A 25,528-nucleotide genomic window follows, 5' to 3' on the forward strand; every position below is an offset into this window, starting at 1 on the left:
TCAGTCAGTGATTTGGGTGAGTGAGTGCAGCTAACACTGCGGCAGCTTCAAGTACCAAGGATATTAGCCAAAGTAATTGGAGTTGCAGCAAGGCAGCAAACGAGCGAATCCCAATGAGCTGACATCAGTCAGTGATTTGGGTGAGTGAGTGCAGCTAACACTGCGGCAGCTTCAAGTACGAAGGATAATGGAGGTGTATATGTCACAACAAGTAGCAGTAGTGATTGGTGGTGGGCAAACTCTGGGCGCATTCTTGTGTCAGGGCCTTGCCGAAGCAGGCTATAAAGTGGCGGTGGCTGATTTAAATTCAGATAACGCACAGTTGGTTGCCGACCAGATTAATGCAGAGTATGGAACAGACACTGCCCGTGGTTTTCAGGTTGATGCCACCAATGAGAGCAGTGTGGAGATGCTGGCAAAAGCTGTCGATCAGCGCTTCCATCAAGCAGATTTATTGGTTTACAGTGCCGGCATCGCCAAAGCCGCGCCGATTACAGATTTCCCGCTGGATGATTTTGACCGCTCATTACAGGTGAATTTGGTGGGCTACTTCTTATGCGCCCGTGAGTTCTCTCGCCTGATGATCCGTGATGGTAATGGTGGACGCATTATCCAAATCAATTCTAAATCGGGTAAAGTGGGCAGCAAACACAACTCCGGTTACAGTGCCGCGAAGTTTGGTGGTGTGGGGCTAACGCAATCACTGGCATTGGACTTGGCTGATTACGGTATTACCGTGCATTCACTGATGTTAGGGAATTTACTCAAATCACCGATGTTCCAATCACTTTTACCGCAGTACGCCGCTAAGTTGGGCATTAAGCCAGAAGAAGTTGAAAAATACTATACCGATAAAGTGCCGCTAAAACGTGGCTGTGATTATCAAGATGTGCTGAATACCCTGCTGTTCTACGCCAGTGATAAAGCCGCCTATTGCACTGGCCAATCGATAAATATTACTGGCGGGCAGGTGATGTTTTAAAGTAGCCAACACCTGGGTCACTGACTCGCACCAGTGACTCAGGTATCCCATCTGACATATGAATGAGAGCAGCTAACACCGCTGCAGCGCCAAGGGAGAAGAGTAAATGACACTTACATCTGCATTAATCAGTGTTGTCATCATCGCCTGGGTCCTACAAATCTTACTGGGTTGGTGGCAAATCAATCAGTTTAACCGTACTTTTGATCGCCTGTGTCAGCACAGTAAATTGGTAGGGGTTGGCCGCTCTGGTGGGCGTTTTAAGCCCAGAGTGGTGATGGCTTTAGCTTTTGATGAGAATATGCGGGTCAGCGACAGCATGATCATGCGTGGAATCAGTGTGTTTGCCCGCCCACGCCCATTAACTCACCTCCATGGGTTACATCAGCAGGATTTAATCCCAAATGTGATCTTTCCTACGGATACTGCATGTCAAACTGCACTATCGTTAGCGATTAAACCGAAATCATGATATTTTCATAATGAAAGTTATTCTTTTTCATGTGAAAGTTATGCCTGAAAAAGAGGCAATGGAAATACTTGAGCAGGAATCGCTATGAAACCAAAGCAGCGGCAGGTTGCCATACTGGAATATCTCCAGCAACACGGTAAGACGGCAGTTGATGAACTCGCCGACCACTTTTCGACCACCGGAACCACTATCCGTAAGGACTTAACCACTCTTGAGAAAGAGGGGGCGGTTATCCGTACCTACGGTGGCGTGGTGTTAAATCGTGATGATGTCGAACAACCGATTGACCGCAAAACACATATCAATACCGATAAGAAAAAACAGATTGCCCAAGCGGCCAGTCAACTGATCAAAGATGGCGACAGTCTGGTTTTTGATGCGGGGAGTACGGTGTTACAAATGGTGCCGCACCTGACAAAATTCAACAATATCACGGTGATGACTAACAGCCTGCATATCGTCAATGAGCTGGTTGAGTTGAATAACGATCAAACAATTCTGATGCCGGGCGGCACTTACCGTAAAGGATCAGCCTCTTTTCATGGCAGTCTGGCGGAATCTGCATTTGATAATTTCAGCTTCGATAAGCTGTTTATCGGCGCAGATGGTGTTGATTTGAAAGCCGGAGTCACCACGTTTAACGAAGTTTATCATGTCAGCACCGCGATGTGCCGTGCCGCTAGCCGCATCATTCTGCTGGTCGACTCCTCCAAATTTGGCCGTAAAAGCCCAAATGTAGTTTGCCCATTAAGCGCCGTTGATACCCTGATTACAGATAAAGGGATTAGCCCGGAATATTTGCAGGCACTACAAGAAATGGGCATTAACATCATTCTGGTTGATAAAAATGAGTAATCCACTGCTGACCTATGCCCGTGAAACACTGGAAATTGAGCTGACAGAAGCCCACAAGTTGCTGTCTCGATTAGATGATAATTTTATTCGTGCGTGTGAGTTGTTGCTGACCTGCACCGGTAAAGCGGTAGTGTCCGGTATTGGAAAATCTGGTCATATCGGCAAAAAAATCGCCGCCTCACTGGCCAGTACCGGCACCCCCGCGTTTTTCGTTCATCCCGCCGAAGCATTACACGGCGATTTGGGCATGATTGGCCCGCAGGATGTGCTGATTTTTATCTCCTACTCTGGCCGTGCTAAAGAGTTGGATCTGATCCTGCCCCTGCTGGCTGACAGCCATATTCCGGTGATTGCGATCACTGGTGGTAAAGCGTCACCACTGGCACAAAGTGCTGCCTGCGTATTAGATATCAGTGTTGAGCATGAGGCCTGCCCGATGGGGTTAGCCCCCACATCCAGCGCGGTCAATACCCTGATGATGGGTGATGCACTGGCAATGGCATTAATGCGCCATCGCGGCTTCGATGCAGAAGATTTTGCCCGCTCACATCCGGGGGGCAGCTTGGGTGCGCGCCTGCTAAATCGCGTCCACCATTTGATGCGAACCGGTGATCGCCTGCCGGTAGTGAATGAGTCCGACAGCGTCATGGAGGCGATGCTGGAGCTGAGCCGTACCGGGCTTGGGTTGGTGGCAGTATGTGATCCGAGTCAGCGGGTGGTTGGCGTGTTTACCGATGGCGATTTACGCCGCTGGCTGGTAAAAGGCGGCACATTACAACAACCACTAACTGGGGCGATCACCCGTCCCGGCTTCCGATTACCTGAACAGTGGCGTGCTGGCGAAGCGCTGGAAGCACTGCATCAGCATCATATCAGTGCAGCACCCGTGGTCGATCTGCAAGGGAAACTGGTCGGTGCCATTAATCTGCATGATCTGCATCAAGCGGGTATTGCTTAATGAGTGCGGCGGGGCATGGTGATCAGCATCATGCTCCGCGCTCATTATCCGCCGCCAAAGATTAGCGCCAGTTAGGATCTTGCTGTAACTGCTTTTTCAGCAGCGCCTGAATGTGCTCATCAGGGCGGCCTAACCATTGATAAGTAGCAAATTTGCTCGGGTTATCCAGTGCTTGCGGTTTGTCATCCACCGAGACTCTCATCCCCCATGCCTGCCAAACTTGCTTTTTATTCTGGCTAAACGCCACCCACATAAAATGGTTACTGCAATCATGGGGCTTACAAATTCGGCCTACTTTATACTGCTGCCCTGCCCAATTGATGACCTCATACGGCCCTGACGTCCCCACCCCTTTGCGCGCCCATGCCGGCAGGTTTTTCTGGCTCTTGGTCATTTTCTGCCAGCTATTTTTATAAACCGGCTGTTGCAGCAGATCCGCCGTGGTCGGCAGGGGTTTAGCAGGCGTGGCCTGAGAAGGTGCCGAAGCTGAAGCGGATGAAGCTAAAACGGGTGAAGTTGCACTGGCTGGCTGCGCGAAGGCCCAGGAACTGGCACTGAGTATCGCCGCAGCAACAAGACAATGGAGGGTTTTATGACCTTTCATTATCGAAATCCTTATGATCTGATTAATCTACTCGCCGGAGTATTGAACGTGCTCTCTGTGCAACTAATTTGCAGGCGTAGTGTTAGTTTGCTTGTCTATGACCATCAACAGTAGAAAAAGTTGATCCATAGCACGAATTTTCATCCTAATTCCAGTTATACCACAATCGGTATGACAGCTTGAGTTAAGCTATGAACCAGATGATTATCAGAAGGCCATGCCATGTTAACCTATGAGTTACCCGAAGAACCCGAGAAGCTCTATTACTCTGCCGGGGATGCCCATCCGCTGGACAAGCTTGAGACCGATAAGATCATCCAGATGGTAATCGATCTCGATGTCGCCAACTCAGACAGCGAGCATTATGTCACTGGCTGGATGGGACTCAATAGTGTGGTGGTGGTGCGTAACTATCAAAATAAGCGCGGCACGGCCAACGGTTTTGTGGTGAACAAAGGCGATAGCTATCGGCTAAGTATTCAGTCGATTGAGTTCCGCATCCCGAAAGCGGTGCTATGGATGAGCTTTCGCCGTAAGCCGCGCACCATGGAGTTAATCACCTACGAAACACTGGGTGAGCAACCTAGTGGTATGCAGCAATACCGCAATATCCTCGACGAAGAGCTGCTACAGCAGTTGGATGCAGATTGGCGCGAACTGAATGATTATCTGGGAGCGGCCTGTTGGCAACTGGAGAACGACACCCCGCTGTGGCAGCAAGCTCAGCGGCAAATAACAGCGGAGGTGATCAGCCAGTTAGCAGATGCCGCGATTTTCCGCACTAAATCCTTGCAAGCCGATGGTGATTACGCCGGTTTCTGGGCTGGCGAGTACTTTTTCGCCGTCAGACACCCCACGGCCGCTAACCCACTGCCTGCGGTACAAATCTCCTGGCGCGAAAATGAGAAAGAGATCGGCAGCTATCAGTTTAGTCTGATCAACGATGAAGCTGGCGAGCCGAAGCTGTCACTGTGCATCCGCCCCCGCAAAGGCGCGGAGAGTTATCTGCTTAACCGCTTTGATGCTCATCATCTGCAACGTGCCATCGCGATGTTTACCATGACCCAGCGCTATTTGCTGGCGTAAAACGCAGGCAGCCAGCAAGCTTATCCCGATGAGCTGACCCAGGTCAGTGATTCGGGTAAGCGAGCGCCGCTAACACCCCTGTGGTTTCAAGGACGAAGGGGATTACCACCATAGATGGAAATGGTGCACCGGCCCAACCCCCTGCCCCACCTCAAGAGTATCGGCCTGCTCCAATGCCCCCTGGAGATAACTTTTGGCCGCATCGACTGTATCACCCCAGTTTGCATGTCGGGGACGCAATGCCGCTAGTGCTGCTGATAAGGTGCAACCGGTGCCGTGGGTATGGCGAGTGCTGACTCTGCGGGTGACAAAACGCTGCTCCCCTTGTGCGGTAAACAGCCAATCCGGGCTATCTTCGCCACTCAAGTGGCCCCCTTTCATCAGCACCCCCTGACAGCCTAGCGCCAAAAGCGCCCGCCCCTGCTCACACATCTCTTGTTCATCGCGGGCAGATTGGCAATTGAGTAACGCCGCCGCCTCCGGCAAGTTCGGCGTGATCAGGTCTACCTGTGGCAGCAATTGCTGGCGTAGGGCAGCCACTGCCTCTGGTACCAACAGCGGATCACCACTCTTCGCCACCATCACGGTATCCAGCACCACAAATTTAATCGGATAGCGGCGCAGTTGCGCGGCGACAACCTCAATAATGTCGGCATTGGCCAGCATACCTATTTTGGCGCTATCGATACGCACATCACGCAGCACTGAATCCAGTTGCGCGGCGACAAAAGTGGGGGCGATGGGGTAGAGCGACTGTACGCCCATGGTGTTTTGCGCCACCAGCGCGGTGATAACCGTGGTGCCGTAAGCTTGCAGAGCAGAAAAGGTTTTCAGGTCAGCTTGAATACCCGCGCCACCACTGGGATCAGTGCCGGCAATGGTGAGTGCATTAATGCGCTTCATGAATATGTCTCCATACTCATATCCGCAAGCGATAGGGCGAATAGTGCGGGATGCACAGTGACAACTGAAGAAAAAGCGGCAGGTTGAACGTACATATTCCTCCTAACCGGCGGTCAAGAAGGCGGAACCCTGCGGTGCCGAGACTTCCCTACGCTGGTATAATCCAGATCAGGTAATACGGGTATATCTCAGCCAAACCACTTTTGTGGCGGGCACCCCGAGTCAGAATTGTTATTATCATTGGCAGGTGATAGAAGATCAACGTATTCGCAAAACAAATCATCAAGACAACAAAACTGCGCTGTACTGGAGAGATAACCGAAGAATGAGTATTGAGATCCGGCTGTATCAGGAAAATTAAGAAAGAAGACTAAATTCAGGGGGATGACACATCAAATCACCCGCCAATACCCACTCTTTGTTGCCCCAACTCTTAAAAGGCAGCCTCTCTCCTGTAATACCTTGATATTACGTTCAATCGTCCGGCTACTCACACTTAGCTTACTTGCCAGTTGAACAATAGTGATAGCGGGGTTCGTGGCAATGATCGCCAAGATGCGCTCAGCAGTCAGACCCAAAGGCAATGAATTTTCCACCGACATTTGTACCGGCATTTCTACCGACATCATGGAAGGATTGATTTTCTGTGCATCAATACCTTCAGCTAATGTGCCACTCAATTTCGCCAACATAAATTCGATAAATAGTGTGCTATCGCTGGCCCGATCGCATTCACCTAATACCCTGTAATATTCCTGCTGCTGATTATGAATTAAGGTTTCTACCGGCAACCATGCCAGTTCTGAGCGCCATTCACTGAGGATCAGCGTTTGCCATAAACGCCCCATACGCCCATTACCATCAGCAAAGGGGTGAATAAACTCAAATTCATAGTGGAAGATAGAGCTGGCAATCAGTGGATGAATGTCAGTGTGCTGTAACCATTTAAGGAGATCGCCGACTAAACGTGGTAACTGATTGACAGGAGGGGCCATATGAATAAGCTGTGTATCCCGATAAACGCCCACATTACCGTAGCGTAGTTGACCCAGTGTATCAACTAAACCCATCATTAAAATACGGTGTGCATCCAATAAATCATCGAGTAGATAGCTTTGCCAGTGGGGAAGCTTTTCATAGGCGAGAATAGCGTTACGCACTTCCTGAATATCTTTCGCTGGTGCCAGTACTCGTTTACCCTCCATAACCGCCGTAACTTGTTCCGTCGTCAGACTGTTATGCTCAATTGCCAATGAGGCCTGTATAGTGCGAATCCGATTTTCTCTACGTAGCAAAGGGGAAGATTGCTCTGCCTGCGTGGCCCAACGGCCCAATAGTTCCCCGACCTCAACAACCTGATTTAGCATATTTGGTGTTATGGTATAAGGCGGTTGATAACCTGCCATTGTACTCCCCTTTTCATCAATTAAATTAGCCCATACAGTGCTACGCAAATCATGGTGTGTTGAATGCCAAATATCAAGCAGTTGTCCTGTTTCACTGACTCCTGCATATTTTATGAGTTTTTTTACTGGATGCGCGGAATAGCACGTAACACTAAAAGTCATTGCCAGCACTAACCATGGCATAATCCAGATCTGGTGATAGAAGATCAACGCATTCGCAAAACAAATCATCAAGACAACAAAACTGCGCTGTACTGGAGAGATAACCGAAGAATGAGTATTGAGATCCGGCTGTATCAGGAGAGTGACCGCCCCTTTCTGCGCACTCTGTATCTGGCATCACGGCGGGCTGCTTTTAGCTGGTTGGATGGGGAGCACTTTCGTCTGGAGGATTTTGACCGCTCCACTCTCGGAGAGACCATTTTGGTGGCCATGGATGGCGATCAACACTTGGGTTTCGCCTCAATTTTTATCGAGGAGAGCTTCCTGCATCACCTGTTTGTTGATCCTGCGGCCCAGCATCTCGGGGCGGGCAAAGCACTATTACAGGCAGCGCAAAATCTATTTACCAGCCATGGCTCACTCAAATGCCTGGAAAAAAACCAGCGAGCGCTGACTTTTTATCAAAAACAGGGTTGGGTGGCGATTGCTACCGGCAAAAGCAGTGACGGCGACTATATTTTGATGCATTGGCATAATGAAAAAGTTAAGTAGGCTTAATATCGATATATATTGGATGAAAAATGAGATCGGGTGAAATACTGATTTCACCTCTCCTATCTTTATTTAAGGAATAACGTCAGGTATATTCATATCTGAAGTCACTGAGAGAGGGAATTAAAAATGATAAGTTCTATATCATCATCGCCACCCCCCATGGACTATAACACATGGAATAACTCAACAGAAACACTATTAAAAAACAATGCAATTCATGAGTTAAAATTTCATTATAATAATGGCAGCAAAGATTTAAAAAATGAAATAGAGAAAGACGTCATTAAGCATATTATGCAGACTTACCATGCTTTATCTGATAATGTCTGCAACACGATTATTCAATCAGATAAATCCATTAAATCGGCTGCCGAACTCGTGGAGATGTATTCACCACTAATCAGTAATGACAAGAAAAAAGAGTTAGCAAAGGATATCCAAGCAACACATCACTTTGATTTTACATTTATTAATCAAGATAAATCCACTTATGCCGATAGAGAGTTAAATATCAGAATATTAGGTGACTTTATAAAAAGCATTCTACCAGAAGAAAATGAAAATGTTAACTCAAGCATTGAAAATGCAATTAAAAATACAGATAAGCCAGCACTCAGAGAGCGTCATATAATAACAACATCACAGTCAAAAACTTTAACTACTAAACCCACATTAACCGACATGCAGAAAGTTAATCAACCCGAGCTAATTAGCAATAATATCATTACTGATATTAACGATGAAAATAAGGAAAAAACAAATTTAAACACGAGTGGCACTGGTAGTAAAAAGGAGTCTTTTCTCACTAATTTATTATCGAATATCTACGTATCACTATACCGACTCATCGCTCCACACTGATATTTTTTGATGTAATCCTATAAAGGGAGCCAAGGCTCCCTCAGACTGCTGACAAACCCCGACAACTCAATCAATAACGGAGTGGGCAGGCAGAAGAGTAAAGCGTCCGCGCCAGGGAGGGCGCGGCTCGAGCCATCAGGGATGATTTTACGGCGTCTTTACGATCTGCCTGTTCTTTCCACTCAAGCTACTTTGTCAATAACCTCAGGGAGCCAAGGCTCCCTGACTTTATCCCTTACTCCCCGCGCAGCGTTTTGACATCATCCACTTTGATATTCAGTGTTGGCTGCCCAAACTGCTGTAGCAGATAATTACTCAAGCTCACCACCTGCTCATCAGTTAAGGTCTCGGCAAAACCGGGCATGAACACCTCGCCGTCGTTGGTTTTACGCGAAACCCCATGGAGGATCACATTGATCAGGTTATTGGGTGTCTTAGCCCCGACTACCGAGTTCTTCATCAGCGAAGGATAGTAGCCATCTTTTACGCCATCACCGGTAAAGCTGTGGCACGTCGCGCAGTTTCCCAGATACAAACGCGCACCGTCAGTGCTGTTATCCGCCTTAAATGGCACACCGCGTAAGGTATTCACGCTGGTTGCCGATTGACCCCAATCCGAGCGACTCTGAGTTTCATCATCCGGATTAAGCGGTTTTAGCGTGCGCAGATAGACCGCCATGGCATTCAGATCACTCTCTGTCAGGTGGCGGGTGCTGTTTTCAATCACTTCCGCCATCGGGCCTGCCGCCTGCCCTTTGCCGTCAACATGCCCGGTACGCAGATATTGCACAATTTGCGCCTGGCTCCAGCCACCAATCCCCGCATGAGGGTCTGAGGTGATATTGAATGCTGTCCAGCCGTCAATCTCAGTACCGCCATAGGCTTTGCTCTCTTTCATTCCCATGGTGATATTGCGCGGCGTATGACATTCACCGCAGTGACCCAACGCCTCAACGAAGTAAGCGCCCTGATTCCATTGTGCATCTTTGCTGCTATCGTGCTGGAAGCGCTGCCCTTCAAAGTTCACCAGATTCCAGAACCACAATCCCCAGCGCTGATTGAATGGGAAAGGCATCTCATTTTCGCGATTGGGTTGATGCACCGCAGGCAGACTGAACAGATAGGCCTTGATCGCTTTAACGTCTTCATCGGTCAGCAAGGTATATGAGGTGTAAGGAAATGCCGGGTAGAGATTTTCGCCGTTTTTGCCCTTCCCTTCATGTAACGCGCGCAGAAACTCCTCATCCGTCCAACTGCCAATGCCGGTCTCTTTATCGGCGGTGATATTGGGCGAATATAGGGTGCCCATTGGCGTCTTAAAGGCCAGCCCACCAGCAAAAGGTTTGCCGTTTTGGGTGGTATGGCACGCCACACAGTCGGCGGCCTTGGTCAGATACTCACCACGTGCAATCAAGCTATCATCAGCACTGGCATAGCCGCTGATGACGAATCCCAATGCAATAAGCAGGGGTTTCACTGAGTGACCCAGGGTTGTTTTTTTCATGTTACACCTCGGCCTTCAATGTTTCAGCGATACGCAGGGAGAGTGCCGCGATGGTCAGCGTACAGTTCACGGAACCGACTGTTGGCATCACACTGCTGCTGGCGATAAACAGGTTTTTATGGTCATGGGTGCGGCAATCGCTGTCGACCACCGAATCTTTCGGATCGTCGCCCATGATAGTCGTACCGGTGATATGGTTATTGTTGGCAAAGTTATTATTGAATTTAACTTCCGTGCCGCCCATTAGTCTCGCGGCTTCGGCGTAGACCTGCTGGGTGTGTACCGCACTTTTACGGACATAGTCGTCCATGGCGTAGTAGAACTCTGGTTTTGGGATGCCGATAGCATCTTTCTCGGTCGCGCTGGGAATGATGCGGTTTTCTACGTGCGGCAAAATCTCGTGGAAGCTATCGAACTGCACAAAACGCGCGGCTCGATCACGGATTTTGGTTTCAAGCTGTGGCCCCAGTTGCAAATCGCCCTGCTTGAGCAGCTCAATCGTGACCTGGTCAGTGCGCGATAAATTGGATAAATGGATCTTTTTCGCTGCGAAATCAGCGCGAAATTCCCCGTCACGGAACCCAACCAGCGAGGTCATCTCCTGCGGCCCACGCCCCGGCCACAGCGGTTCACTGGCCATAAAGGTGACCCCCGTCCCCGGATGATCCATCAGATTACGCCCCACCATATCTGAGCTGTTGCCCACACCACGCGGGTTCTTCTCACTGGTGGAGATAAGCATCAGTTTCGGAATTTCAATCCCATTGGCGGCCAGCACGAAGAATTTACCTTCAGCCCGATGCTCATTGCCCTGCGCATCCTTAAACAGTGCCGCAGTAATCTGCTGCTGGTCGTTAACCTCTAGCTGATAAACCACCGCTTGTGGGCGCACGATAGCCCCTGCAAGCTCAGCTTTCTCAACGTGGGTGATACCATTGTACATCGCCCCAATGGGGCAAATTGGCATACAGTTATTGTTACCACAACAGGTCGGGCGGCCATCATAAGGGCGGCTATTACGCGCCACAGGCTCGGTCACCACATTAAAATGGGCATCGCTAAAACCGCTGCCAGTAAAGCGGTTGCTGTTTAGCACGGTTTTGATGCGCTGCTCATTCCACGACAGGGGTAAAGGTGCCATCGGGTACTGCTCACTGCGCGGTGACCCTAACTCTTCATCACTCGGCCCCCAAACACCTAACTCCTGCTCTGCCCGCAAGTACCATTTTTCCAGCGCGGAATACTCTATCGGCCAGTCACGCCCGACGCCATACAGCGTTTTTAGCTTGAAATCATTCGGCAGAAAACGCCAGGCCGATGCCGCCCAGTGCCAGGTTGTCCCGCCAACGGCACGGATATATTGCACATCATACGGATGCTCGCCCTTTTGAATCAGATAGTTATTATTTGGGTTAGCTTCCGGATGAGGCGCATATGAGGTGGAGGGATAAGGCGCCATGTTGTCTGATTTATCCGGCTGGTTGCGGAAGTTCTCCACAATCTCCCAGCGCGATAAGCGCGGCCCCGCTTCCAAAACCAATACTGATTTACCCGCCATCGCCAGTTGATGCGCCACCAATCCGCCCGCAACGCCCGAGCCAATGACGACGATATCCGCCTTAAGTGTGTCAGCCATAAATGTATTCTCCAAAATTATAGGGCGACATCAGGCTTAGCAGCCCAGTATCCAGGTCTATTCGGGCAATAAGAGCGAATAACCAACACATCGGATACCGCATCGAACATCAACGCATTTTCAAAGCTAATCACCGCCGCGTCGGCTCCCTCGCCAATCACGCCGATATACCAGCCTTGTAAAATCTGCCGGGCAATTTGTTGCTGCAATGGCGGCCATTGAGCAGGGTCACCCGCGGGCAAGGGTTGCAACAGAGCTAGTTTTTGGTCAAAACCACCGATTTTTCCGAGCAGAACCTGATAGATGCGTTGACCAATCTGCCCATTGAGCTGGCGTTTCCCCGTCAATGCGCGAGAGACCAACATGAATCTTTCCAGATTCTGTGATGAAGTTTGGGTTGATGCCGCGAAAGCATCCAGAGAGAGAGGACTCATCAGGCTGCTGACCAGCCCGACACCAATGTAGCCCAGTAGACGACGGCGTGAAATGCCGCGTACCTGAGGGATCGGAGAGCGATTTACCGACATGTTTTTCTCCACAAAAAAGCAGGCGCGCAGTATTCATCTGTTGGATTGATCGTCATGTTGTTAGTCGGCATGGCGTTAACAGATGTGGGTGACTACGAGCTAAACTACCGTGCGCTTCACGCGACGGCAGTGGCAATCTTGACTGATTATGAACAAATTTCCCGCCTGATTGGCGATGTGAATGATGAGATGCAGATGTTAAACATTTAGTTTAGTTGTAAAGATTCGTCAAGATTATACATCTCTGACTGTGAGGGTAAAGCCAAATGTGACGCAGATCACATCTTGTAACTATAGCGGCGAGTAATGCACCCGATCGAACAATTCATCATCGGGATTAATGAGATAGGTGAGTGGATGGTAGCGGTGCAGTTTATACCGTCAAAAAGAGCCCCCCCCTGCCAAGGCAGAGGGTTTCAGACTGCTGACAAACCCCGATGGCGCGGCTCGAGCCTCCAGGGAGGGATTGACGGCGTCTTTACGATCTAGCTGTTCTCTCCGCAACCGGCACTTTGTTAATAACCTCAAACCCCCTGCCAAGGCAGAGGGTTTGAGGGTTTGGCTATCGTGTTAAATAGTCGTCAAGGGGCCGTATACTATTCCCACTCAATGGTTGCGGGCGGTTTACCACTGATATCGTAAACCACACGCGAGATACCATTCACTTCATTAATGATACGATTTGAGACGCGCCCCAGGAACTCATATGGCAGATGCGCCCAGTGTGCGGTCATGAAGTCGATGGTTTCAACTGCGCGCAGTGAAACAACCCAATCATATTTGCGGCCATCGCCCATCACGCCGACCGAACGAACAGGCAGGAACACGGTGAAGGCCTGGCTGACTTTATTGTAGAGATCCGCTTTGTGCAGCTCTTCGATAAAGATAGCATCGGCGCGGCGCAGTAAATCGCAATACTCTTTTTTCACTTCGCCAAGCACACGGACACCTAAACCAGGGCCAGGGAATGGATGGCGGTATAGCATGTCGTACGGCAGGCCCAACTCCAGACCAATTTTGCGCACTTCATCTTTAAACAGCTCTTTCAGTGGCTCTACCAACCCAAGTTTCATCTCTTTCGGCAAGCCGCCCACATTGTGGTGAGATTTAATCACATGCGCTTTACCGGTAGCAGATGCAGCAGATTCAATCACATCTGGATAGATAGTACCCTGCGCCAACCACTTAACTTGCTCTTGTTTGCAGGCTTCTTCGTCGAAAAGCTCAACAAATACGCGACCAATGATTTTACGTTTGGCTTCTGGTTCGTCCACTCCCGCTAGCGCCGAGAGGAAACGATCTTCTGCGGCCACATGGACAATATTCAGGCCGAATTTATCGCCGAACATCTCCAGCACCTGATCCGCTTCGTTCAAACGCAACAGGCCGTTATCAACAAACACACAGGTCAGGCGTTTGCCAATGGCACGATGCAATAGCATTGCGGTCACAGATGAGTCAACACCACCGGACAGGCCAAGGATCACGTGGTCTTCACCGATTTGCTCACGCAAGCGGACAATGGCGTCTTCGATGATGGTGGCTGGCGTCCACAGTGCTTCGCAGGCGCAGATGTCCAGAACAAAGCGCTCCAGCAGGCGTTGACCTTGCTTGGTATGGGTCACTTCTGGGTGGAACTGCACGCCATAAAAACGTTTCTCTTCGTTGGCCATAATGGCAAACGGGCAAGTATCGGTGCTGGCAACAGTGACAAAATCAGAGGGGATCGCGGTGACTTTATCGCCATGGCTCATCCACACATCCAGCACTGCTTCACCGGCTGGATTGATGGCATCTTTGATATCACGGATCAGCGCACTATCAGTTTTAATCTCAACCTGCGCGTAACCAAATTCGCGCTGATTTGAACCTTCAACTTTGCCGCCTAGCTGCATTGCCATGGTCTGCATGCCGTAGCACACACCCAGCACAGGTACACCTGCGGTGAACACATAATCAGGCGCTCGTGGGCTGTCGTGTTCAGTGGTGCTTTCCGGGCCGCCGGAAAGAATGATACCGCTTGGATTAAATTCACGGATCTGGGCTTCAGTTACGTCCCACGCCCATAATTCACAATAGACACCAATCTCACGAACACGGCGCGCCACCAGTTGAGTGTATTGCGAGCCGAAATCAAGAATAAGGATGCGATGTTTATGGATGTTTTTTGTCATGTGCGGCGATTCCAAAAATCCCCTTCTTACTTGACGTTACAGCGGTGTTAGCGGCTCTCACTCACCCGAATCACTTACTTATGTAAGCTCATCGGGACTCATTCGTTTGCTGCCGTGCTGTAACGCCAATTAATCGGGCATTGATATTAAAATAAAAAACCGTCACCCGCCTTATAGCACGGGCGACTCTAAAAATAATCAGTACTTAGCCCATGCGATAGTTTGGTGACTCTTTAGTGATAGTCACATCATGCACATGGCTCTCTTGAATGCCGGCACCACTGATACGAACAAACTCAGCTTTGGTACGCAATTCGTTGATGGTGCCACAGCCGGTCAGCCCCATGCATGAACGCAGGCCCCCCATTTGCTGATGCACAATCTCTTTCAGCAGACCTTTGTACGCCACGCGCCCTTCAATGCCTTCCGGCACTAACTTATCGGCCGCATTGTCGGTCTGGAAGTAGCGGTCTGAGGAGCCTTTGGACATCGCGCCCAGTGAACCCATCCCGCGGTAAGATTTGAATGAGCGGCCCTGATACAGTTCGATTTCGCCCGGAGACTCTTCAGTACCGGCCAACATGGAACCGACCATGACGCAAGAAGCGCCCGCCGCGATGGCTTTGGCGATATCACCGGAGAAACGAATCCCCCCATCGGCGATAACCGGAATACCAGTGCCTTCCAGCGCTTCAACCGCATCTGCAATCGCCGTAATCTGTGGCACACCGACGCCAGTAACAATGCGGGTAGTACAAATTGAACCTGGGCCGATACCCACTTTGACCGCACTCACACCCGCATCAGCCAGCGCTTTTGCACCCGAGCCAGTCGCGACGTTACCGCCAACGATTTGCAGGTTTGGATATTTGGCACGAGTTTCGCGGATACGTTGCAACACACCTTCGGAGTGACCGTGGGAGGAGTCGATCAGTAGAACATCAACGCCAGCAGCAACCAGCGCGTCGATACGCTCTTCGTTACCTGCTCCGGCACCGACAGCAGCACCAACCCGCAGACGACCATGCTCGTCTTTACAGGCGTTTGGCTTGCGTTCTGCTTTTTGGAAATCTTTCACGGTGATCATGCCGCGCAGGTGGAAGCTGTCATCAACAACCAACACTTTTTCGACACGTTTTTCATGCATTTTTTGCAGCACAACTTCGCGCGCTTCGCCCTCCTTGACGGTAACCAAACGATCTTTCGGTGTCATTACCGCCGTCACAGGTTGCTCCAGGTCGGTAACGAAGCGAACGTCACGGCCAGTGATTATCCCAACCAGCTCGTAATCTTCAGTCACCACCGGATAGCCGGCGAAACCATTACGGGCGGTCAGCTCTTTAACCTGGCGAAGAGTGGTGGTTGGTGTAACAGTCTGTGGCTCAGTGACAACGCCACTTTCATGCTTTTTCACCCGGCTAACTTCTTCAGCCTGGCGCTCAATGGACATATTTTTGTGGATGAAACCTAAACCGCCCTCTTGCGCCAGCGCAATGGCCAGACGAGCTTCGGTAACAGTATCCATCGCTGCGGAGAGCATCGGGATATTTAGGCGGATAGTTGCGGTCAGTTGAGTGCCAAGTTCCGCCGTATTAGGCAGCACTGTGGAGTGGGCTGGAACCAGGAGAACGTCGTCAAATGTTAGTGCTTCTTTCTTGATACGTAGCATGGGCAATATCTCACCAAGGTGAATGTGAAAAGATAAAATATTGCCGTGGCATTCTACAGAGCGTAACCGTTTGCCTCCAGTACTTTCTCATAATATTTCTTGCCAACAGTTGTGAGGCAGGTAATATCGATCAATTAAGTGCTTGTTTTAAAATTTGATCCAGGTCACATGCCACAATCTTCCGCATCAACAATTTTTACTGTCAGCCGCCTTAATCAGACGGTGCGACAGCTACTGGAAATGGAAATGGGCCAGATTTGGCTCACGGCCGAGATCTCCAACTTCTCTCAGCCGTCGTCCGGTCACTGGTATTTCACCCTGAAAGACGATCGGGCGCAGGTGCGTTGCGCGATGTTCCGCAACACCAATCGCCGCACCACTTTCCGTCCGCAAAATGGTCAACAAGTGTTGGTCAGGGCATCGATTACGCTGTATGAACCCCGTGGCGATTATCAATTAATCGCGGAGAGTATGCAGCCTGCCGGTGATGGATTGTTGCAACAGCAATTCGAGCAGCTCAAGCAGCAATTGGCCGCAGAGGGGCTTTTTGACCAAGCTAACAAGCAATCTCTGCCCAGCCCAGCTAAACAGGTCGGGGTGATTACCTCCGCCAGCGGCGCGGCTCTGCACGACGTTTTGCAAGTTTTACAGCGCCGTGATCCCTCACTGCCGGTCATTATTTACCCGACAGCGGTGCAAGGTGCCGATGCACCATTGCAGATAGTCCGCGCCATTCAGCTCGCTAACTTACGCGCTGAATGTGATGTATTGATTGTCGGGCGTGGTGGCGGCTCGCTGGAGGATCTGTGGAGTTTCAATGACGAGCGGGTTGCCCGCGCCATCTTTAACAGCCGCATTCCGATTGTCAGTGCTGTCGGTCATGAAACCGATGTCACTATTGCTGATTTTGTTGCCGATTTACGCGCCCCTACCCCTTCCGCTGCCGCAGAGTTAGTCAGCCGCAACCAGATTGAATTGGTTCGGCAAATACAGGGGCAGCAGCAACGGATGGAGATGGCGATGGATTACTATCTGGCGCAGCGTGGGCAGCAGTTCAGCCGCCTCGAACACCGGTTGCAGCAACAACATCCCCATTTACGACTGGCACGTCAGCAAACACTGCTGTTGAAGCTGCAACGACGGCTGGAAGAGAGTGCACAGAGCCAGATTCGTTTATTGAGTCGGCGCACCGAAAGGCTCCAGCAGCGCCTGGTTCAAGCCCAGCCGCAGGGGCAGATCCACCGCTACCATCAGCGGGTACAGCAGCAAGAGTACCGTTTGCGTCAGGCACTGGAGCGCCAGCTCAATGGCTATCGTCAGCGCTTTGGCATCGCCTGCTCACAGCTGGAAACCGTCAGCCCATTAGCCACGTTGGCCCGCGGCTACAGCGTCACCCAGACTCCAGCGGGCGCACTGCTCAAGAGCACCAGGCAAGTGCAAGCGGGCGATAAATTGACCACTCGACTGCAAGATGGGTGGGTGGAGAGTGAAATTACCCAGATCAATGTGGCGAAGAAGCCGCGCCAGCGCAAAGCAGCAAAAGAGTAGCGGAGCCGTTTCAGCCCATCGTGGTGCTACCAGACGGTCGGCAAGTAACTAAAACGCACACGACTTTTCGAAACCAGCCCATGACCCTGCTGGCAAAAATAGTCGACGGCGCCACAGGCTTTCAGCACTTGCAGCGGCTTGCCGCAATCGGGGCAATCAGCCTGTTGCTGGTAGTTGCCATGGCAGTGAGCGCAATGATAGTGACCACTGACTTCTGTCATCGCTTTTTGGCAAATCGGGCATAACGCATCCATCATTTCTCTCCTGTTTTGCGGTTCAACACTCAGATTACACCCATCGAACGTAAGAGATAGATCCCAAGTGCGGTGGTGAAGAATGAACCGACAGTGGTGAGCGCAATAATATTCGCCGCCAAAGTGGCATTGCCCCCCATCGCACGGGTCATCACATAACTACCTGCGGCGGTTGGTGTGGCGGAAAAGAGGAAGATAATTCCTAGCGTCGCGCCACGAAAACCCATCAGCAAACCGCCGAGGGTCATCAGCATAGGCACCACGAATAGTTTGGCTACCGAAGATAACGCCGCCACATTAGACGAACGGAACATCGCCTGCCAATCGAGACTCGCCCCGGTGCACAACAGCGCCAATGGAAGTGCTAAGCCAGAGATATAGCTACCGGTCTGGGCAATCACCGTAGGAATAGGCAAATGGGTTTGAGCATAGGCTAAACCACATAGCAAACCGATAATCAGGGGGTTAGTCACAATGCTGCGTAACAAGGCCATTTTGCTGATTTTCCCGCCCTGCCCGGCTTGCAAGCTGCGGGTGAGTGTGATCACCGACAGCATATTAAAGAGTATCACCGTTACCGTTAGGTACATCGACCCCAGCGTAACCCCCTCTGCGCCATAGGCGGTCATAGCGAAAGCCAAACCGACAATCGCCGTATTAGCCCTAAATCCGCCCTGCACGAATACACCGCGCTCTTTCGGGTCTTTGACCAGCCACCTGGCGGAGAACTCAAGTAACAAGAAGGTGAACAACGTCCCAACAGCACCATAGATAACCAGTGGTAGGTTATCCATCAGGCTAACATTATTGGTGGCGACACTGAAAAACAGCAAGCAAGGGAGGGCGAGATTGAAGACCACGCGGGTCGCACCATCGCAGAAGCGGTCATCCATCAAACCACCACGCCGTAACAGCACACCGAGCAACATCATCAATAAGTTAGGTACAGTAACACCGAATGCGAAACTCCAGGTTTCCCATGACATGGCGGGTGTTCAACTCCTTTTGTCTACCGGTAAGCGGCCCAGGCTGGAAGTTGCCCAAATGGCATCTTAAATACTGTACGCTAAAAAGGCAAAAAGCGCGGAATGCCCGCGCTTTGCTGTGGTTACTTACTTTTTTTCAGGTGCGAGACCAAACGCTTACGTTTACGCATCTGATTTGGCGTCAAGGTATTGCGCTTACCCGCAAACGGGTTCTCACCCTCTTTGAACTGAATACGAATTGGCGTACCCATTACTTTCAGTGAACGGCGGAAGTAATTCATCAGATAGCGTTTGTAAGAGTCTGACAGATCCGTCACCTGATTACCGTGGATAACCACAATCGGCGGGTTATAACCGCCAGCATGGGCATACTTCAGCTTCACACGACGGCCGCGAACCAACGGAGGTTGATGATCTTCCTCTGCCATTTGCATAATGCGGGTCAGTAATGAGGTGCCTACTCGTTTGGTAGAGCAGTCATAAGCTTCCTGTATGGATTCAAATAGGTTGCCCACGCCACTGCCGTGCAAAGCAGAAATAAAGTGAATGCGAGCAAAGTCAACAAAGCCAAGACGCAGGTCCAGCATATCTTTAACCTGCGCACGGGCTTCTTCTGTCATGCCATCCCATTTGTTGACGGCAATAACAAGTGAGCGCCCACTATTCAGAATAAAGCCTAACAGCGACAGATCCTGATCCGAAATACCATCACGGGCATCAATAACCAATAGCACAACGTTGGAGTCTTCAATGGCCTGCAAGGTTTTAATAACTGAGAATTTCTCAACAGTTTCAGTCACCTTGCCGCGTTTACGCACCCCAGCGGTGTCGATCAGAACATATTCACGCTCGTCACGGGTCATCGGGATGTAAATACTGTCACGGGTAGTACCCGGCAGGTCATACACCACCACACGATTTTCACCGAGGATGCGGTTAGTTAGTGTGGACTTACCTACGTTAGGACGCCCGACAATAGCCAACTTGATTGGAAGAGTGCGCGGATCGAAATCATCTTCTTCATCTTCCGGAATTTCGTCGTCATCAGCTTCCTGCGCCGCCCAATAGGCAGCATTTGCCTCTTCATCGGTCAGCTCAACTTCAGGCTCTTCGGCGTCAATGTAAGGCGCCATAACATCTTCAATCAGTTGGGTAACACCACGACCATGGGAAGCCGCAATCGCATGTACTTCACCCAAGCCTAATGAATAGAAGTCGGCAGTTGCAGTATCCGGGTCAATACCGTCAGTTTTGTTAGCAACCAAAAAGGTGGCTTTCTCACGGCTACGCAGATGTTGGGCAATGCCCTGATCCGCAGGCATCAGCCCGGCGCGCGCATCAACCATAAATAGGACAATATCGGCCTCTTCAATCGCTAGTAACGATTGACCAGCCATCTTGGTTTCTACGCCATCTTCTGTGCCATCAATACCTCCGGTATCGATAACAATAAACTCATGACCCTCGACCTCGGCACGACCATATTTACGGTCACGCGTTAGCCCGGGAAAGTCCGCAACTAACGCATCACGGGTGTGCGTTAAGCGGTTAAATAGAGTGGATTTACCCACATTCGGGCGCCCGACCAGCGCGATGACAGGTATCATTTTTGAAGCCTCATTACTTAATTTTCAAAGCGCTACAGCGCTGTACTGAACCTTAAACAGCGCAGTTTTTAGAAGACAAACGGCCCCTGAACATCAGGAGCCGCTTTAAATCCTTCGTCCTTGAAGTTGCAGCGGTGTTAGCGGCATTCACTCACCTGAATCACTTACTTGAGTAAGCTCATCGGGATTCATTCATTTGCTGCCTTGCTGTAACTCCAATGACCTTGGATATTGACCTGTTAAACAGGCACTGATCAGAATTAGCGGGTGAACGCGTAAACCGTGCCGCCTCTGGCCTGAACCAACAGCTTATCGCTGGCAATCACTGGCGCACTTAAGAAGCCAGAGCTATCCACGCTCTGTTGAGCGACGAAACGACCATCATCAGTATTCACCCAGTGCAGATAACCTTCGGCATCACCGACAACCAGATAGCCATTATACATCACCGGAGCGGTCAAGTTACGATGTAATAAATCGCTTTGACTCCAAAGGGTTATACCGCCATCAGTTTTCAGCGCGACAATGCGGTCATTTTGATCGACCAGATAAATGCGGCCACCGTCGACAATAATGTCGTTCACCGCACCCATCTCACGCTTCCACAGAATCTGGCCGGAACGCAGATCCAGTGCCGTCAGGTTACCGTTGTATGCCAGTGCATAAACCACACCATCAACCACCACTGGTGTCGTATCGACATCATTCAGGCGGTCAATTTCAGTGGTGCCGGTCACTTGAGAAATACGCTGCTGCCAGATTAACTGACCCTGTTCCATCATCACCGCACTGACGCGGCCATTATCGCCACCGACAATGGCAGCACCGAATGCCACAGCTGGCGCAGATTCGCCACGCAGGGACAAAGCAGGCGTATCCAGATTGAGTGTCCATTTAATCGCGCCGTCAGATTCATTCAGCGCTTGCAGCATACCATTTGAGGTGTGGATCAGAACCACGCCATCACTGACCACTGGGCGAGATAATGCTTCACCCGCCACCACGGTCTGCCATGCAATCTGACCATCGTCAGAGTTCAGGGCATACACCACGGCTTTCTCGCTACCGACATACACATGCGCACCTGAAGCCGTTACGCCACCCGATAACATTGCAGAGCGGTTGCTGGAAAGGAAGTTGGTTTTCTCAGACAGATCGGTTTGCCAAATTTGCTTGCCGGTGTCCGCATCCATGGCTTTCACCAGACCTTTACGGTCGGCGGCGAAGACAGAAGTCCCCTGCCAGGCTGGACGCAAATGAGAGTAATAATCACCGACACCACCACCAACGGAGGTGCTCCACACCTTAGTTGGCGTGAATTGGTTCTCAACTTTTGGCAGTGGTGACATTGTAACCACATCTTCTTCACTGTTAAACAGTGAACAACCGCTCAATAGGGCAACAGATACCAGTCCTACTAAGAGTGTTTTACGCAATTGCATGGGAATACCCCTTAGCTGGACAAATTATTCAATTTCATGCGCAGCAGAGCTTGCAGCGCCTGAGAAGCATTGGATTCGACACCTTTACTGTAAGCGGCCCGCGCACCTGGGATGTCACCTTTGCTTAATAACGCATCGCCACGGACATCTTGCGCCATCGCCGTCCAGCCATCACCTTGCACTGCATCCAGTGTTTTCAATGCTTCATCCGGTTTTTTCAATTGCAGTTGCAAACGAGCGAGACGCAAATTAATTAGCGACAATAGGTTTTCATCTTTTGTCTGCCCCAGCGCTTGAGTCAGCTGCTGTGCTGCTTTATCAAACTCGTTTTGCTCAACGAAATGATGCGCCAGCTCTAACCCGGCAAGTACGCCATAGTTATTTTTATTGCCCTGAACAAATTTTTCAGCAAGCGCAACACCATCAGCACTGTTAGCTGACAAAACATCACTGGCTTGCTGATAGGCAGTGGAGGCCTCCGTCATGGCACTATTCTGATGACTCTGCCAGTAACGCCAACCCACTAATGCAGCAATCCCGAGCACCACACCCACGGCCAGCGCTTTACCATTCTCGCTAAAGAAGCGGCGCACTGCATCAACCTGGTCATTATCAGTGGTATAGACTTCCACGGTGTCTCTCTCCTTAACCCAACATCAAAGCCAGACGCGCAGCAACATCCGCTTGCGCCAGCGTTTCTTGTTCACCATTTCGCAAATCTTTTACGACCACTTGATCTGCAGCCACTTCGTTTTCGCCAAGCATTAATGCCACACGAGCCCCCCACTTATCAGCGCGGGTAAATTGCTTTTTGACATTGCCACCACCGTAATTGGTCATTAATTTCAGCGTTGGCATGGCATCACGCAAACTTTCGGCAAGTAGCATCGCGGCACTTTGCGTATTTTGACCTGACGAGATGACATAGACGTCAACGGTCGCCGGTATCTGGAAATCAGCATTCACTGCTTGCACCAGTAGGACCAAACGCTCTAACCCCATCGCGAAACCAACAGCAGGTGTTGCGCGACCACCTAATTGCTCAACCAAGCCGTCATAACGCCCACCGGCACAAACGGTGCCCTGTGCGCCTAAACTGTTGGTCACCCACTCAAATACCGTGCGGTTGTAATAATCCAGACCACGAACTAAACGCTCATTAACGGTATATGGGATGCTGGCCTGGTCCAAAAGTTCACATAGACCTGCAAAATGTTGTTTTGACTCTTCATCCAGATAATCAGACAGCTTAGGTGCATCATTAAGCAACTGTTGAACATCGGGATTTTTGGAGTCGAGTACCCGTAACGGGTTGCTATACATGCGACGCTTACAATCTTCATCCAGCACCTCAACATGCTGCTCCAGGAATGTCACCAGTGCCTCACGATAATCAGCGCGAGCATCCAATGACCCAATGGAGTTCAGCTCAAGTTGCACGTGCTCTGATATACCCAAAGCGCGCCACCAACGGGCAGTCAGCAGAATCAACTCGGCGTCAATGTCTGGCCCTTGCAGGCCGAAAACTTCGGCACCCAACTGGTGGAACTGACGATAGCGGCCTTTCTGTGGGCGCTCATAGCGGAACATCGGGCCGATGTACCACAGACGTTGTTCCTGATTGTACAGCAGACCATGTTCAATACCGGCACGCACGCACCCTGCGGTGCCTTCCGGGCGCAGTGTCAGACTTTCACCATTGCGATCGTCGAAGGTATACATCTCTTTTTCAACCACGTCGGTGACTTCACCAATAGCGCGTTTGAATAACGGGGTCTGCTCTACAATCGGCATACGAATTTCGCTGTAGCCGTAGCCTGCAAGCACTTGCTTCAAGATGCTTTCAATACGCTGCCATATCGCCGTGTCGGCCGGCAGGTAGTCGTTCATACCACGGATGGCTTGAATGTTCTTTGCCACGTCTGTTCTCTGTAGTTTTATTCCCATCTAACGGGAAGCAGCAACATTATTAACAGCCACTCCCGCGAGTTTGGGCATAGTGCAAAAAATAAAGTCGATTATAGAGGTTTGCCATCCACTTATTCAATGGTGGCAATTTGTTACCTCTACAAGCGCAATATGCAATATAAAGTGGGCGCTATCCACTTTTCATGTTGGTTGGCATCCATGCTAGCTAATAACACACTACCAGCAGCATCTATCTGCCACCCAACGACCTATTTATCATCCAGCAGATTGATAGTAATTCGGTTATTGGCATCAAGCATTGATGCTTTGGCACGAATCTTCGCTTCCAACTGATCAATCATGTTTTTGTTATCAAAGCGCTCTCTCTGGCGAACGCCATCTTCGTAGAAACCACTTTGGTTACGTGCACCGGTCACACCAATGGTCGATACCAATGCCTCACCCGGCCCATTGACCACACAACCAATGATAGAAACATCCATCGGTGTAATCAGATCTTCAAGCCGTTGTTCCAACGCATTCACTGTACCGATAACATCAAACTCCTGGCGGGAGCAGGTTGGGCAGGCGATAAAGTTAATCCCACGCGCACGGATCCGCAGAGATTTAAGGATATCGAAGCCGACTTTGACCTCCTCAACGGGGTCCGCAGCCAGCGAAATACGTAGAGTGTCGCCGATACCCTCGGACAGCAGCAAACCCAGCCCAATGGCCGATTTGACTGAGCCACTGCGCGCACCACCGGCTTCAGTGATCCCTAAATGCAGAGGATTATTAATTTGTTTGGCTAACAGACGGTAGGAATTTACCGCCAGAAAAACATCGGAGGCTTTAACACTGACTTTAAACTGGTCGAAATTGAGGCGATCTAGGATATCGACATGACGCATCGCGGATTCAAGCAGGGCTTCTGGCGTAGGTTCACCATATTTCTCCTGAATATCTTTCTCCAGCGAACCACCATTGATACCAATACGGATAGGGATGTTGTGATCGCGCGCACTGGCAACCACCTCGCGAATACGGGATTCGTTACCAATGTTGCCGGGGTTAATTCGTAAGCAATCAACACCATATTCAGCGACTTTAAGGGCAATGCGGTAGTCAAAATGAATATCGGCAACCAGCGGCACATTCGACTGCTGTTTGATCAACTTAAATGCCTCAGCCGCTTCCATAGTCGGTACTGAGACACGTACGATATCCACACCAACACGTTCCAATGCCCTGATTTGGGCAACTGTGGCATCAACATCCGTGGTTTTGGTATTGGTCATTGATTGCACTGTAATCGGTGCACCATCACCAATAGGCACTTTACCGACGTAAATTCGGGTAGATTTACGGCGGATAATGGGGGATTCGTTATGCATTACACACTCTCCTTTACAGTCGTGTAGGTTATACA

The 25,528-nt window shown here is 50.4% G+C and carries 24 protein-coding genes and 1 riboswitch; of the genes, 9 read left to right on the forward strand and 15 right to left on the reverse strand.

The genetic code is table 11. From position 1 onward, the window contains the following. The first annotated feature begins 199 nt into the window (after positions 1-199). The 4 genes from srlD (at position 200) to gutQ (ending at position 3,267) form a co-directional block, all read left to right on the forward strand. Entirely contained in the window at positions 200-982 is a 783-nt protein-coding gene (gene srlD, locus AACW11_RS00480; protein WP_249192823.1) for a sorbitol-6-phosphate dehydrogenase, read from the forward strand. A 106-nt stretch (positions 983-1,088) separates the two neighbouring features. Next, on the forward strand, positions 1,089-1,454 hold the full coding sequence (gene gutM, locus AACW11_RS00485; protein ID WP_212585494.1) for a transcriptional regulator GutM: 366 nt from the start codon (positions 1,089-1,091) through the stop codon (positions 1,452-1,454). A gap of 84 nt (positions 1,455-1,538) precedes the next feature. Then, on the forward strand, positions 1,539-2,309 hold the full coding sequence (srlR, locus tag AACW11_RS00490) for a glucitol operon DNA-binding transcriptional repressor SrlR (RefSeq protein WP_005273204.1): 771 nt from the start codon (positions 1,539-1,541) through the stop codon (positions 2,307-2,309). Next, entirely contained in the window at positions 2,302-3,267 is a 966-nt protein-coding gene (gene gutQ / locus AACW11_RS00495; RefSeq protein ID WP_212585495.1) for an arabinose-5-phosphate isomerase GutQ, read from the forward strand. The genes srlR and gutQ overlap by 8 nt, the downstream gene beginning before the upstream one ends. 61 nt (positions 3,268-3,328) lie before the next feature. Here the strand turns inward: gutQ and AACW11_RS00500 are convergent, their stop codons facing one another. Further along, entirely contained in the window at positions 3,329-3,871 is a 543-nt protein-coding gene (locus AACW11_RS00500) for an inhibitor of vertebrate lysozyme family protein (RefSeq protein ID WP_212585496.1), read from the reverse strand. Positions 3,872-4,093: 222 nt separating this feature from the next. On the opposite strand from AACW11_RS00500, the gene AACW11_RS00505 reads away from it, so the two are divergent. Next, the gene (locus AACW11_RS00505; RefSeq protein ID WP_212585497.1) at positions 4,094-4,957 is read left to right on the forward strand and encodes a hypothetical protein; all 864 of its coding nucleotides are present in this window, start codon (positions 4,094-4,096) and stop codon (positions 4,955-4,957) included. Between the two features lie 102 nt (positions 4,958-5,059). Here the strand turns inward: AACW11_RS00505 and thiD are convergent, their stop codons facing one another. After that, entirely contained in the window at positions 5,060-5,860 is an 801-nt protein-coding gene (gene thiD / locus AACW11_RS00510; RefSeq protein ID WP_212585498.1) for a bifunctional hydroxymethylpyrimidine kinase/phosphomethylpyrimidine kinase, read from the reverse strand. Between the two features lie 128 nt (positions 5,861-5,988). After that, a riboswitch (TPP riboswitch) is annotated at positions 5,989-6,090 on the reverse strand. 162 nt (positions 6,091-6,252) lie between these two features. Then, positions 6,253-7,266, reverse strand: a complete 1,014-nt coding sequence (locus tag AACW11_RS00515; protein ID WP_212585499.1) for a Fic family protein — start codon at positions 7,264-7,266, stop codon at positions 6,253-6,255. Positions 7,267-7,539: 273 nt separating this feature from the next. Between AACW11_RS00515 and AACW11_RS00520 the strand changes: the two genes are divergently transcribed. Both AACW11_RS00520 and AACW11_RS00525 read left to right on the forward strand, forming a co-directional pair. Continuing rightward, the gene (locus AACW11_RS00520; RefSeq protein ID WP_212585500.1) at positions 7,540-7,980 is read left to right on the forward strand and encodes a GNAT family N-acetyltransferase; all 441 of its coding nucleotides are present in this window, start codon (positions 7,540-7,542) and stop codon (positions 7,978-7,980) included. Positions 7,981-8,109: 129 nt separating this feature from the next. After that, positions 8,110-8,844 carry a hypothetical protein gene (locus tag AACW11_RS00525; RefSeq protein ID WP_212585501.1) on the forward strand — a complete coding sequence of 245 codons (735 nt, stop codon included), beginning with the start codon at positions 8,110-8,112 and terminating at the stop codon, positions 8,842-8,844. 235 nt (positions 8,845-9,079) lie between these two features. On the opposite strand, the gene AACW11_RS00530 is transcribed toward AACW11_RS00525, so the two are convergent. Genes AACW11_RS00530 through AACW11_RS00540 form a run of 3 tightly spaced genes read right to left on the reverse strand, consistent with a single transcriptional unit; the run spans position 9,080 to position 12,511 of the window. Then, positions 9,080-10,348, reverse strand: a complete 1,269-nt coding sequence (locus AACW11_RS00530; protein ID WP_212585502.1) for a cytochrome c — start codon at positions 10,346-10,348, stop codon at positions 9,080-9,082. Position 10,349: 1 nt separating this feature from the next. Next, the gene (locus tag AACW11_RS00535) at positions 10,350-11,984 is read right to left on the reverse strand and encodes a GMC family oxidoreductase (protein ID WP_212585503.1); all 1,635 of its coding nucleotides are present in this window, start codon (positions 11,982-11,984) and stop codon (positions 10,350-10,352) included. Between the two features lie 17 nt (positions 11,985-12,001). After that, positions 12,002-12,511, reverse strand: a complete 510-nt coding sequence (locus AACW11_RS00540) for a sugar dehydrogenase complex small subunit (protein ID WP_212585504.1) — start codon at positions 12,509-12,511, stop codon at positions 12,002-12,004. Between the two features lie 54 nt (positions 12,512-12,565). Between AACW11_RS00540 and AACW11_RS00545 the strand changes: the two genes are divergently transcribed. Continuing rightward, positions 12,566-12,721: a hypothetical protein gene (locus tag AACW11_RS00545; protein WP_212585534.1), complete on the forward strand. Its 156-nt coding sequence runs from the start codon at positions 12,566-12,568 to the stop codon at positions 12,719-12,721. 386 nt (positions 12,722-13,107) lie between these two features. On the opposite strand, the gene guaA is transcribed toward AACW11_RS00545, so the two are convergent. Further along, positions 13,108-14,685 carry a glutamine-hydrolyzing GMP synthase gene (gene guaA / locus AACW11_RS00550; protein WP_050125716.1) on the reverse strand — a complete coding sequence of 526 codons (1,578 nt, stop codon included), beginning with the start codon at positions 14,683-14,685 and terminating at the stop codon, positions 13,108-13,110. 205 nt (positions 14,686-14,890) lie between these two features. Continuing rightward, positions 14,891-16,354 (reverse strand): IMP dehydrogenase, encoded by a 1,464-nt coding sequence (gene guaB / locus AACW11_RS00555; protein WP_004875811.1) that lies wholly within the window; start codon positions 16,352-16,354, stop codon positions 14,891-14,893. 168 nt (positions 16,355-16,522) lie between these two features. Between guaB and xseA the strand changes: the two genes are divergently transcribed. Continuing rightward, positions 16,523-17,902, forward strand: coding sequence for an exodeoxyribonuclease VII large subunit (gene xseA, locus AACW11_RS00560; RefSeq protein WP_212585505.1), 1,380 nt, complete (start codon positions 16,523-16,525; stop codon positions 17,900-17,902). A 26-nt stretch (positions 17,903-17,928) separates the two neighbouring features. Here xseA and AACW11_RS00565 read toward each other — a convergent pair whose 3' ends face one another. From AACW11_RS00565 to ispG, 7 genes are all read right to left on the reverse strand, one after another. Continuing rightward, positions 17,929-18,156 carry a zinc ribbon domain-containing protein gene (locus tag AACW11_RS00565; RefSeq protein ID WP_212585532.1) on the reverse strand — a complete coding sequence of 76 codons (228 nt, stop codon included), beginning with the start codon at positions 18,154-18,156 and terminating at the stop codon, positions 17,929-17,931. 29 nt (positions 18,157-18,185) lie between these two features. Then, a complete protein-coding gene (locus AACW11_RS00570; RefSeq protein WP_212585506.1) occupies positions 18,186-19,142 on the reverse strand; it encodes an AEC family transporter in 957 nt (318 codons plus the stop codon). A 122-nt stretch (positions 19,143-19,264) separates the two neighbouring features. Further along, entirely contained in the window at positions 19,265-20,749 is a 1,485-nt protein-coding gene (gene der, locus AACW11_RS00575; RefSeq protein ID WP_212585507.1) for a ribosome biogenesis GTPase Der, read from the reverse strand. A gap of 260 nt (positions 20,750-21,009) precedes the next feature. Then, positions 21,010-22,191, reverse strand: coding sequence for an outer membrane protein assembly factor BamB (gene bamB, locus AACW11_RS00580; RefSeq protein ID WP_212585508.1), 1,182 nt, complete (start codon positions 22,189-22,191; stop codon positions 21,010-21,012). Positions 22,192-22,202: 11 nt separating this feature from the next. Next, complete coding sequence (locus tag AACW11_RS00585) at positions 22,203-22,823, reverse strand: YfgM family protein (protein ID WP_212585509.1); 621 nt, start codon at positions 22,821-22,823, stop codon at positions 22,203-22,205. A gap of 13 nt (positions 22,824-22,836) precedes the next feature. Further along, positions 22,837-24,111, reverse strand: a complete 1,275-nt coding sequence (gene hisS / locus AACW11_RS00590) for a histidine--tRNA ligase (RefSeq protein WP_212585510.1) — start codon at positions 24,109-24,111, stop codon at positions 22,837-22,839. A 257-nt stretch (positions 24,112-24,368) separates the two neighbouring features. Next, complete coding sequence (gene ispG, locus AACW11_RS00595; protein WP_212585511.1) at positions 24,369-25,493, reverse strand: flavodoxin-dependent (E)-4-hydroxy-3-methylbut-2-enyl-diphosphate synthase; 1,125 nt, start codon at positions 25,491-25,493, stop codon at positions 24,369-24,371. Positions 25,494-25,528 lie beyond the last annotated feature (35 nt).

The sequence above is a fragment of the Yersinia sp. Marseille-Q3913 genome, assembly GCF_963892745.1.
Taxonomy (GTDB): Bacteria; Pseudomonadota; Gammaproteobacteria; order Enterobacterales; family Enterobacteriaceae; genus Yersinia; species Yersinia bercovieri.